We start from the raw sequence: 11747 nt of genomic DNA, 5'->3' as shown, positions 1-11747 counted from the left end.
CATCTGTTGAGCTTCTCCGGCCTCCGGGTCGTCTTCGGCCCCGTGTGCGCTGCGCAAAGACGTATATTCACCCATGGAGGCGCCGCGAACAGGCACGCGAACGCTACGAGCGAGAAGGAAGTAGGTCCTTCGATGAATACGAAGGTCGCTGCGCCCTTCGCCATGCACACCGTACGAACCGTCGGTCTGGGTGCCGTGGTCGTCGTCGCGGGCACCGTCTTCGTTCTCGGCGACGCCGGAGTGCGGGCCGGTGTGCTGGCCACCGTCGCAGTCGGATCGGTACTGGCCATCAGCGCCGCGATCCGTAGATACCGTCCCGACGACTCTCGATGCTGGTGGGCACTGTTCGGTGCCTCGGTGCTGTTCATGTTCGGGGTCTCGCTCCGCAGCGATCCCACCGCTCTGAACCATTCGTTCCCGCTGCTGCCGGATCTGTTCACCCTGACCGGGTACGCACTCGTCGGGTACGCACTGTCTCGGTGGATTCGAGATCGCCGGTCGATCGACGACATCACTCCGCTCGTCGACGCCGGCCTGATCTTCCTCGGCACCCTGTTCCTGTCGTGGTTGCTGTTCATCTCTCCGGCCCTCGGATCTCCCCGTTCGTCGGCATCGACGGTGCTCAACGGGCTGTATCCGGCGATCGACGCGGCACTGATCACCTTGACCACCTACCTGCTGTTCTCGTCCAAACCCCGTACCCCAGCGCTGCAGTGGGCTCTGATAGCACTCGTCGCGACACTCGTCGGCGACATCTCGTACGCCTTCGCGGCCACCACCGACGACGCGCCGTCCTCGGGATTGCTCGACGGCATCTACCTGTTCGCATATCTCGCCCTGGCGATGGCCGCCCTGGATCCGTCGATGCGCACCGTCTCCCAGCGGCAGACTCCTGCACCGGCGCACAGCAGCCGCCGCGTCGTGTTCGTGGTGACGCTGCTGGTCGTCTGCGCCACGGTCCCGCTGCTGGGCTCGGCCGTGTCCACCGGAGATCTGATCGTGCGGTCCTTGTTGCTCGCCTCGATCCTGGTGGGGGCCTTCCTGCGCGGCGAACGCGCGCTGACCCGAGTGCAGGTAGGCGAGGAGCACGCGAAGTACCTGGCCGCTCACGACCTGTTGACCGGTCTACCGAACCGCACGATGCTCGACGAGGAATTCACCCGGCTCGAGCGCACCCAGACTCCGGGGCGCACGTGCGTCCTGTTCGTCGACCTCGACAACTTCAAGATGGTCAACGACTCGTACGGTCACCGCGTCGGTGACGAACTCATCGTGGCCGCAGCGCGACGCATCCGCGCCGCCGTCGGTGCCGCCGACACCGTGGTCAGGTATGCCGGTGACGAGTTCGTCGTGTTGACCCGCCGCGATCGCGGCGGAGCAGAAGCATTGGCCCGCCGCATCATCGATCGGACCAACGAGCCGTTCCCTCTGAGCGCCGCAACGGCATACGTCACGGCCTCGGTGGGAATCGCAGACGCGGACCGACTGCACGACGCCATCCGCGAAGCCGACACCGCGATGTATCACGCGAAATCTCTCGGCGCGGCGCGCTACGCGTTCTTCGACGAATCTCTGCGGGCCCGAGCGACATCCGCGATCGAGACCGCCACCGCGCTGCGCGGCGCGATCAGACGCGGCGAGCTCGAGGTGTACTACCAGCCGATCGTCGAGACCACCTCGCGCACCACCGTCGTCTACGAGGCACTCCTGCGCTGGAACTGGCAGGGGCGAGTGCGTACCCCCAACGAATTCATCCCGATCGCCGAATCCACCAATCTCATCAAGGAAATCGGCGAATGGGTACTGCGCACCGCGATGTCGGATCTGGTGACACTGCGTTCCAACGGGCAGGACGTCACCATGTCGGTGAACGTGTCCCCGATGCAGTTGCGTGACGATTCGTTGCCGGTGATCGTCGCGCGACTGCTCGACACGTACGGCCTCGACGGAGCAGATCTGGCCCTCGAGATCACCGAGAGCGTGCTGATCGACGACATGGGTACGGCGAAAAGCGTTCTCGACCGACTCGCCGCGATGGGTGTGCTCATCGTTCTCGACGACTTCGGTATCGGCTACTCCTCGTTGAGCAGGCTGCGCGCGATGCCGATCGCACTGCTCAAGATCGACAAGTCGTTCGTCCACCAGATCGGCACTTCGGAATCCGACACGCAGCTGATTCGCGCGATCGTCGCCATGGCGTCGGCGCTGCCGGTGGCCACGGTGGCCGAGGGCGTCGAGACCGAGGAGCAGGCCGCGATCATCGAGGCTCTCGAATGCCGCTTCGCGCAGGGCTTTCTGTTCGGGAGACCGGCGCCCGTCGCGCATTGGCTTCTCGAATCTGCCGAGACCCGTGCCGGCAGGTGAGCCGGGTGTTAGCGTCGGGCGGTGTCTGTAATCGGAGTGCACCGCTCGACTGTCCTTGCGTGTGCCCTACTGCTGGTGCCGCTCGCCGCGTGCAGTAGCAGCGAGAGCACCGATCCCGACCCCGCGTCCGAGAACAGCTGTGTTCTCGGTGCCAGCGGCGGCACCCCGGTAGAGGGGACGCCGAGTGCGAGTTCGGGTGACATCTCCACCAATCCCGAAGTGGCGACCGGGTATCGATCCGACATGGCTCCGGTGGAGACGGCCTCGTATTCCGTCTCGACGGCCAACCCGGTCTCCACCGAGGCCGCGTGCGCGGTCCTGCGTGACGGTGGCACCGCGGCCGACGCGCTGATCGTGGCGCAGACGGTGCTCGGCCTCGTCGAGCCGCAGTCCTCCGGCATCGGCGGCGGGGCGTTCCTGATGTACTACGACGCGGCCACCGGTGAAGTACAGAGCTACGACGGCCGCGAGACCGCCCCGATGAGTGCGACCGGCGACTACCTGCGGTACATCGACGACGTCGATCGCACTCTGCCGCAACCCGATGCCCGTTCGAGCGGCCGATCGATCGGCGTCCCCGGGGTGCTGCGGATGCTCGAGCAAGCCCACGACGATCACGGCACCAAGCAGTGGGGTGAGCTGTTCGAACCCGCAATCGGTCTCGCCGACAACGGAATCGAGATCAGCCCGCGCATGGCATCGTCCATTGCCGACTCGGCACCGAAGCTCGCCCTCGACCCCGCGTCCAAGGACTACTTCCTGCAGCCGGACGGCACCGGCAAGCCGGCCGGGACGGTGCTGAACAACCCGGCGATGTCGAAGACGCTGTCCGCCATCGCAACCGACGGTGCGGACGCCTTCTACACCGGTGACATCGCACAGGCCATCGTCGACGCGACCGCGGACACCGCCGCCGGCCGTACCCCCGGACAGATCACGCTGGAGGATCTCGCCGCGTACGAGCCCAAGACCCGCACGGCCGTCTGCACCGAGTATCGCGACCACGACATCTGCGGTATGCCCGGCCCGTCCTCGGGCGGTATCGCGGTGGCGTCGGCGATGGGGATTCTGTCGAATTTCGATCTCGCGCAGTACGCCCCGACGGGAATGGACGCCAACGGCGGAACCCCGACGGCCGAGGGCGTGCACCTGATCGCCGAGGCCGAGCGCCTGGCCTACGCCGACCGCGACAAGTACGTCGCCGATCCGGACTTCGTACCACTGCCCGGCGGATCCCCCGATGCGCTGCTCGATCCCGAATACCTCAGTGAGCGCGCGGGACTGATCGACGAGGGCAGATCCATGGGCACAGCGCAGCCCGGCGACTTCGGCCCGGTGCAATTCGCCTCGTCCACCGACCCCGAGTTCGGCACCAGCCACATTTCCGTCGTCGACAGCCAGGGCAATGCAGCCTCGATGACGACGACCGTCGAGTCGGCCTTCGGCTCGTTCCACATGGTCGACGGCTTCCTGCTCAACAATCAGCTCACCGACTTCTCGGCGTCACCGGTGGCCGAGGACGGTACGCCGGTGGCCAATCGCGTCGAGCCGGGGAAGCGTCCGCGCAGTTCGATGGCCCCGACCCTGGTCTTCGACCGAAACGACGACGGCACGCGCGGAGATCTGGCGATCGTCGCCGGCTCTCCCGGCGGTTCGGTGATCATCCAGTTCGTCGTCAAAACACTGGTGGGACTGCTCGATTGGGGTATGGATCCGCAGCAGGCGGTGTCGATGGTCGACTTCGGTGCGGCCAACACCCCGTCGACCAACTACGGCGGTGAGCACCCGAACGTGATGGGCGAGAACGATCCGGTGGTCGTCCAGCTCCGCGAGATGGGCCACCAGGTGTCGGTCGCCGACCAGTCCAGCGGACTGAGTGCGCTGCAGCGGACCGACGGCGGTTGGATCGGGGGAGCGGACCCACGCCGCGAGGGTGAGGTACTGGGCGGTTAACTCACGAATCGGTAACCCATACCGGTTTCGGTGATCAGATGCACCGGGGAGGCCGGATCTCGTTCGAGCTTCTGCCGCAGTTGGCCGAGATAGATTCGCAGATAATGTGTTTCACGCTCGTGCCCGGGTCCCCACACGGTACGCAGTATGTCCTTCTGCGACACCAACTTGCCCTCGTTGCGCACCAGCAGTTCGAGAACCCCCCATTCGGTGCGGGTCAGGTGCACGCTCACCCCATCTCGCACAACGGTTTTTGTAGCGAGGTCGACGGTGAAGTCCTCGGTGACGACAACGGGGTCGGCGACGGAGTGCGGTCCACGGCGCAGGGCGGCGCGCAATCGGGCCAGCAACTCGTCCATGCCGAAGGGCTTGGTGACGAAGTCGTCGGCACCGGCGTCGAGTGCCTCGACGGTATCGGCGGAATCGGTGCGCGCCGAGAGCACCAGAATCGGTACGTCGGTCCAGCCGCGCAGACCGGCGATGACGTCGATTCCGTCGATGTCGGGCAGCCCGAGGTCGAGAATCACGATGTCCGGGTGGAAGTTCGCGGCCACCCGCAGCGCCTCGCCGCCGCTCGCCGCGCTGACCACCTCGAACCCACGGACATTGAGATTGATCCGCAGTGCCCGCACGATCTGCGGCTCGTCGTCGACGACGAGCACCCGCACCTTCACCTACTCGCCGCCTTCAACTCGACCGTCATCGTCAGCCCGCCGCCCACGGTGTTCGATGCCGTGACGGTACCGCCCATCGCCCGGACGAATCCTCGCACCACCGACAACCCGAGCCCGACACCCACCGAGTTGTCGCGATCCCCGAGGCGTTGGAACGCGTCGAACATCGTCTCCTCGGCTCCCTCGGTGATGCCGGGGCCGTGGTCGGCGACGGAGATACTCGCCCACTCGTCGTGCACCGCGGCTCTGACCGTGATGTCGCCGGTGGGTGCGTAGCGGGCACTGTTGTTCACCAGGTTCGCCAGCACCCGCTCGAGCAGTCCCGGGTCCGCCAGCACTTCGACATCGCCCACGTCCACACGAACCCGATCGTCGGCTCCGATCAATGCGCCGGCCAACACGTCGTCGACGTAAACGGGTCGCAGACTCGGTTGCACCACACCGGCTTGCAACCGAGAAGAGTCGAGCAGATTGCTCACCAGTGCGGTCAGCTGATCGGCCGATTCGTCGATGGTGGCGAGCAATTCGTCGGTGTCCTCGGGCGAGAACTGAACGTCGGTGCTGCGCAGAGACGAGGACGCCGCTTTGACCGCCGACAGTGGCGTCCGCAGATCGTGGCTGACGGCGGAGAGCAATGCTCGACGCAACGCGTCGGCCTCGGCGAGCGCGTTGGCTCGGCTGGCTTCCTCGGCAAGACGCGCCTGACGGACCATGCCGGCCGCCTGATTGGCCACCGCCGCGAGTACCCGCCGATCGTGCGCGTGTGTGCGTTCGCCGACGAGCAGCAGCGTGAAGTCGCCCGCGTCGACCTCGGTGTCGGCTGCGGCACGGTCGACAGGAGCCTGCGCACCGGCGCTGCCCACGATGGATCCGGACTGGTTGTCCCACAGCGCAACGCCCGTCTGCCGATAGGTCTCACGGGCGCGTTCGAGGAGTGCGGTCAGATCCGCTCCGCGGAGTACCGATCCGGCGAACAGCGTCAGCAGCTCGGCTTCCTGGGTGGCCCGGCGTGCCTGACGCGTCCGCCGGGCGGCGGCGTCGACGAGGGCGGCGACGGCAACGGCGACGAGGAGCAGCACGACGGTGACGACGAAGTTGTCGGGCTCGGCGATCGTCAGGCTGTACCGGGGTGTGGTGAAGAAGTAGTTGAGCAGGAAGCCCGCGATCAACGCCGAGAGTGCCGCCGGCGCAACCCCTCCCAGCAGCGCGACACAGAGCACCACCATGAAGAACAGGGCGCTCTCACCGCTGGAGTCGAAGTCCGGTCCGACCGTGCTCAGTACGGCCGCGGCCAGGCACGGCACCAGGACGGCGGCGACCCACGCGATGATCCGTCGACGACCCGAATCGACCTGCATGCCCCTGCGGGTGGCCTGCTCGGCGTGGGTGACCATGTGTACGTCGATCTTTCCCGAGTTCTGCACCACCGCAGCGCCGATGCCCTCGTCGAGGATGCGGGCGGCACGTGACCGTCTCGAGGTGCCGATCACCAGCTGCGTCGCATTCACCCCGCGGGCGAAGTCGAGCAGCGTCGTCGGCACGTCGTCGCCGACGACGCTGTGCACGCTGGCACCCAGCCCGGCGGCCAGCTTGCGCACCGAACCCATCTGCGGTGCCGAGACACCCATGAGCCCGTCGCCGCGGACGATGTGCAGCACCATCAGCTCGGCACTGGACTTCGAGGCGATGCGACTGGCGCGGCGCAGCAACGTTTCCGATTCCGGGCCACCGGTCACCGCCACCACCACGCGCTCGCGGGCCTCCCACGTGTCGGTGATGCGATTGTCCTTGCGGTACTTCACCAGTGCCGCGTCGACCTGATCGGCGATCCACAGCAGCGCGAGCTCGCGCAGGGCGGTGAGGTTACCGCCGCGGAAATAGTTGCTCAGTGCGGCGTCGACCTTCTCGGCGGCGTAGACGTTGCCGTGCCGCAATCTGCTGCGCAGCGCCTCGGGGGTGATGTCGACCAACTCGACCTCGTCAGCGGCTCGAACGACGCTGTCGGGCACGGTCTCTCGCTGCGGCACCCCGGTGATCTGCTGCACCACGTCGTTGAGCGATTCGAGATGCTGGACGTTGAGGGTGGAGATGACGTCGATGCCTGCGTCGAGCAGCACTTCGACGTCCTGCCACCGCTTGCCGTGCACGCTGCCCGGGGTGTTGGTGTGCGCCAGTTCGTCGACGAGCACCACTTGCGGCTTTCGGGCCAGGACGGCGTCGAGATCGAGTTCCTGCGCCGAGGACCCGCGGTACTCGACGGTCGCCATCGGCAACACTTCGATGCCGTCGAGCGCGTCGATCGTTCGCGCTCGGCCGTGTGTCTCGACGACCGCCGCCACGACGTCGCAGCCCCGGCTGCGCAGTCGATGCGCCTCGCCGAGCATGGCGAAGGTCTTGCCGACGCCGGGCGCTGCGCCGAGGTAGATCCGCAGCTCACCCCTGTCCGCCACAGCCTGTCTCCTCACCCGGCCGGTATGTGTCCCGTAGTGCCAGGTTCAACTCCGGAACGTTCACCGCTTCGGCACCGAGTACACCGTACTGCGGCCCGTGCGTGTACTCCGCGACCAGAGCCTCGACGTCGCTCACCGACGCCCCGTTGGCCTGAGCCACTCGCGCGATCTGGATGGCCGCGTAGGCGGGGCTGATGTCGGGATCGATCCCCGAACCGGACCCGGTGACGGCATCGGCGGGTACCGCAGCAGGATCGACGTTCTCCCGAGCGGCGATGGCAGCGCGGCGCTGCTCGACGAACGACGCCAGCACCTCGCTCGACGGCCCCTGGTTGGTCGGCAGCGCCGCCGCCGGATCCCCCGGAGCGAACGCGTCGTCGTCGGACACCGACCCGGTGACGCGGGTGTGGAAGAACGGATCCGGCTCTCCCGGAGCCACCTGCGGGTCGACGCCGATCAACGAGCTTCCGACGACGCAGCCCCGGGCGTCGCGCAGCGGCGAACCCTCGGCGGAGTCGGTCCCGATACGGCTGATGCCCCAGACCACGGCCGGGTAGCCGATGCCGAGAACGACCGTCAATGCCAGCAGCACTGCGAAGCCGGCCACGACCTGGCGAAGAAATCCCTGTACGAAGCGCATGATCAGCCAATCCCTGGAATGTGTCGAACGAGGAGGTCGATGAGCCAGATGCCGACGAACGGGCTGATGACGCCGCCGACGCCGTACACCAGCAGGTTCCGGCGCAGCAATGCTGCCGCCGACGCCGGGGTGTAGCGAACACCTTTGAGCGCCAACGGGATCAGCGCGACGATCACCAACGCATTGAAGATCACCGCAGACAGGATCGCCGATTCCGGCGTCGCCAGACGCATGATGTTGAGCCCACCGAGCTGCGGATAGACGGTGGAGAACATCGCCGGCAGAATCGCGAAGTACTTCGCCAGATCGTTGGCCAGCGAGAACGTCGTCAGCGCGCCGCGGGTGATGAGGAGCTGCTTGCCGATCTCGACGATCTCGATCAACTTCGTCGGGTCGGAATCGAGATCGACCATGTTGCCGGCTTCCTTGGCGGCGGACGTGCCGGTGTTCATCGCGACACCGACGTCGGCCTGGGCGAGAGCCGGGGCGTCGTTGGTCCCGTCGCCGGTCATCGCGACCAGCCTGCCGCCCTCCTGTTCCTGCCGGATCAGCGTGAGCTTGTCCTCGGGCGTCGCCTCGGCGAGGTAGTCGTCGACCCCGGCCTCGGCGGCGATGGCCTTGGCGGTGAGCGGATTGTCGCCGGTCACCATGACCGTCCGAATTCCCATGGCGCGCAGCTGTGCGAACCGCTCGGCGATTCCCGGCTTGACCACGTCGGAGAGCTCCACGACACCGAGAGCACGAGCAGCAGAACCGGTTTCGCGTACCGCCACCACCAGCGGCGTACCGCCATTCTGGGCGATGTCGTGCACGGTGGCGTCGAGATCTGCCGTGCCGCCGCCCTCACGAATCCAGCTGTAGACCGAATCCGCTGCACCCTTGCGAATCTCCATGCCCGGTAGGTCAAGTCCACTCATCCGAGTTTGCGCCGTGAAGGCCACGAACTCGCCGCGCTCGGATTCGCCCTCTGCCATCGAAGATTCGAAGTCACGCTCGACCAGTTCGACGATGCTGCGGCCCTCGGGGGTGCCGTCGGCGAGTGAGGACAGTCGGGCTGCCCGAGCCAGTTCGACGGCGTCGACGCCTGTGGCCGGGTGCAGTCCGGTCGCACGGCGATTACCGAACGTGATGGTGCCGGTCTTGTCCATCAGCAACGTGTCGATGTCGCCTGCCGCCTCCACTGCGCGTCCGGACATCGCGAGCACGTTGCGTTGCACCAGTCGGTCCATGCCCGCGATGCCGATCGCCGAAAGCAGCGCGCCGATCGTGGTGGGGATCAGACAGACCAACAGTGCGATCAGCTGGATCGGATCCTGCTGCTGCCCTGCGTAGTTCGACATCGGACCGATGGCGACGACGGCGAAGAGGAAGACGATCGTCAGGGACGCGAGCAGGATGTTCAGGGCGATCTCGTTCGGCGTCTTCTGCCGAGCCGCGCCCTCGACGAGTGCGATCATTCGATCGACGAACGTCTCACCCTGCGCTGCAGTGATTTTCACGACGATCTCGTCCGAGAGCACGATGGTTCCGCCGGTCACCGCCGATCGGTCGCCGCCGGACTCGCGCACCACGGGAGCCGATTCTCCGGTGATCGCCGACTCGTCGACGGTGGCGATGCCCTCGATGACGTCGCCGTCACCGGGTATGACCTCACCTGCCGAGACGATCACCTCGTCGCCGACTAGCAATTCGGCACCGGCGACCTCTTCCACTCCGGATGCGGTGCGACGTCGGGCAACAGTGTCCTGCTTGACCTTTCGCAGGCTGGCGGCCTGGGCCTTGCCGCGGCCCTCGGCAACGGATTCGGCGAGGTTGGCGAACAGCACCGTGAACCACAGCCATCCGGTGACGAACCAGGCGAACACCGACGGCTGGGCGATCGAGAGGATGGTGGTGACGATGGAGCCGAGGAAGACGACGAACATGACCGGGTTGCGGGCCAGGTGCCTCGGGTCGAGTTTGCGGAACGCGCCGGGGACGGCCGTTCTCAGTGACAGGTTCATTGCATGGCCTCTGCTATGGGTCCGAGAGCAAGTGCGGGGAAGAACGTGAGGGCGGCGACGAGAATCGCGGTGCCGATCAGCAATGTGCCGAACAGCGGCCCGTCGGTGGGGAGCGTGCCTGCGTTGGGTGCGCTGCGTTTGGTGGTCGCCAGCGATCCGGCCAGTGCCAGCACGAAGACGATCGGCAGGAAGCGGCCGAGCAGCATCGCGACACCGAGGGAGATCTGGAACCAGTCGCTGGTCACTGTCAGTCCACCGAAGGCGCTGCCGTTGTTGTTGGAGGCCGACGCGTAGGCGTAGAGCACCTCGGTGAAGCCGTGGATACCGGGATTGCCCTGATAGCTCGTCGTCGATTCGAGAATCACGGTGATGGACGTGCCGACGAGCACGAGGATCGGCATCACCAGTACCGACAGCGCGGCCATCGTGATGGCGCGTCGACCCAGCTTCTTGCCGAGGAATTCCGGAGTGCGGCCGACGAGCAGGCCACCGACGAACACGGCGATGACCGCGAGCACGAGCAATCCGTACAGGCCGGTGCCGACGCCGCCTGGCGCGATCTCGCCGAACAGCATGTTCAGCAGTACTGTTCCGCCGCCGAGTGCAGACATACTGTCGTGGGCGGAATTGACTGCGCCGGTGGATGTTCCGGTGGTGGACACGGCGAACAACGCCGACGCCGGAATGCCGAAGCGGACTTCCTTGCCTTCCATCATCGCGCCCGCGGCGCTTGCTGCGACGCCCCGGGTTCCGGACTCGGCGAACAGCGTGACCGCGAGCAGCGTGGCCCAGAGCGTCGCCATGACCGCCAGCAGCGTCAGGCCCTGCTTGCGGTTGCCGATCATGGTGCCGAACGTGCGGGTGAGCGCGACCGGGATCAACAGCAGCGAGATGATCTGGACGATGTTGGTCAGCGGGGTCGGGTTCTCGAACGGATGCGCGGAGTTGGCTGCGAGGATGCCACCGCCGTTGGTGCCGATCTCCTTGATCGCCTCCTGAGAGGCAACGGGCGCAAGCGCATTGGTGACCGTCTGCCCGTCCAGTCCGGTGGAGGTGAATCCGGTCGAGAACGACATGATGGTGCCCTGAGTCAGCATGATCACGGCCACCAGCAGCGCCAGCGGCAACAGAATGCGCAGTGTCCCGCGAGTGAGGTCGACCCAGAAGTTGCCGAGCTCACCGCCGGTGGAGACACGCACGAAGCCACGGATGACGGCGATCGCAACCGCGAGACCTACTGCGGCGGAAACGAAGTTCTGCACCGCGAGGCCCAGCGGCTGCGTCAGGTTCGACAGCGTGGTCTCGGGGACGTACGACTGCCAGTTGGTGTTGGTGACGAACGACGCGGCGGTGTTGAACGCCATCGCCGGGCTGACCCCGGACAGGCCCCCGTTCAGCGGCAGCACACCCTGAATTCGCTGCAGTACGAACAGGAACACGACGCCGGCGAACGAGAACCCCAGCAGACTGGTGGAATAACCCACCCACGTCTGCTCGGAGGCGGAGTTCACCCGAGCCACCCGATAGAGCAGGCGCTCGACGCGCGTGTCGTGGGAGGAGTCGAACACTCGGGCCATGTAGTCGCCGAGCGGTACGTACGCCGCAGCCAGCACGACGATAACCACCGCGATCTGCAGGCCCGCGACAAGAGCAGGATTCATGG

7 protein-coding genes are annotated in these 11747 nt (G+C 66.4%); 2 read left to right on the top strand and 5 right to left on the bottom strand.

Annotated features, from left to right (window positions below):
- Nucleotides 1-132: 132 nt before the first annotated feature.
- Nucleotides 133-2364: an EAL domain-containing protein gene (locus AB0362_RS17835; protein WP_317809051.1), complete on the top strand. Its 2232-nt coding sequence runs from the start codon at nucleotides 133-135 to the stop codon at nucleotides 2362-2364.
- Between the two features lie 21 nt (nucleotides 2365-2385).
- Nucleotides 2386-4317 carry a gamma-glutamyltransferase gene (ggt, locus tag AB0362_RS17830; RefSeq protein ID WP_317809053.1) on the top strand — a complete coding sequence of 644 codons (1932 nt, stop codon included), beginning with the start codon at nucleotides 2386-2388 and terminating at the stop codon, nucleotides 4315-4317.
- Here the strand turns inward: ggt and AB0362_RS17825 are convergent.
- The 5 genes from AB0362_RS17825 to kdpA are packed head-to-tail and all read right to left on the bottom strand — an operon-like array spanning nucleotide 4314 to nucleotide 11745.
- Nucleotides 4314-4991 carry a response regulator gene (locus tag AB0362_RS17825; RefSeq protein ID WP_094638309.1) on the bottom strand — a complete coding sequence of 226 codons (678 nt, stop codon included), beginning with the start codon at nucleotides 4989-4991 and terminating at the stop codon, nucleotides 4314-4316. The two genes, ggt and AB0362_RS17825, sit on opposite strands and share 4 nt — an antisense overlap.
- Entirely contained in the window at nucleotides 4988-7441 is a 2454-nt protein-coding gene (locus AB0362_RS17820) for a sensor histidine kinase KdpD (protein ID WP_317809054.1), read from the bottom strand. The genes AB0362_RS17825 and AB0362_RS17820 overlap by 4 nt, the downstream gene beginning before the upstream one ends.
- A complete protein-coding gene (locus AB0362_RS17815; RefSeq protein ID WP_149406782.1) occupies nucleotides 7425-8081 on the bottom strand; it encodes a potassium-transporting ATPase subunit C in 657 nt (218 codons plus the stop codon). Before AB0362_RS17815 ends, AB0362_RS17820 begins: the two co-directional genes overlap by 17 nt.
- Before the next feature lie 2 nt (nucleotides 8082-8083).
- On the bottom strand, nucleotides 8084-10084 hold the full coding sequence (gene kdpB / locus AB0362_RS17810) for a potassium-transporting ATPase subunit KdpB (protein WP_094670695.1): 2001 nt from the start codon (nucleotides 10082-10084) through the stop codon (nucleotides 8084-8086).
- On the bottom strand, nucleotides 10081-11745 hold the full coding sequence (gene kdpA / locus AB0362_RS17805; protein ID WP_317809055.1) for a potassium-transporting ATPase subunit KdpA: 1665 nt from the start codon (nucleotides 11743-11745) through the stop codon (nucleotides 10081-10083). Before kdpA ends, kdpB begins: the two co-directional genes overlap by 4 nt.
- Nucleotides 11746-11747 lie beyond the last annotated feature (2 nt).

Origin of the sequence: Rhodococcus sp. NPDC079359, from assembly GCF_040702585.1 — a bacterium.
Taxonomy (GTDB): Bacteria; Actinomycetota; Actinomycetes; order Mycobacteriales; family Mycobacteriaceae; genus Rhodococcoides.
This window is presented reverse-complemented; position numbering and strand designations above follow the sequence as displayed.

What these genes read in the sequence shown, in the direction of transcription:
- kdpA (WP_317809055.1), bottom strand. Translation starts at nt 11,745, where the DNA reads ATGAATCCTGCTCTTGTCGCGGGCCTGCAGATCGCGGTGGTTATCGTC.
- kdpB (WP_094670695.1), bottom strand. Translation starts at nt 10,084, where the DNA reads ATGAACCTGTCACTGAGAACGGCCGTCCCCGGCGCGTTCCGCAAACTC.
- AB0362_RS17835 (WP_317809051.1), top strand. Translation starts at nt 133, where the DNA reads ATGAATACGAAGGTCGCTGCGCCCTTCGCCATGCACACCGTACGAACC.
- AB0362_RS17815 (WP_149406782.1), bottom strand. Translation starts at nt 8,081, where the DNA reads ATGCGCTTCGTACAGGGATTTCTTCGCCAGGTCGTGGCCGGCTTCGCA.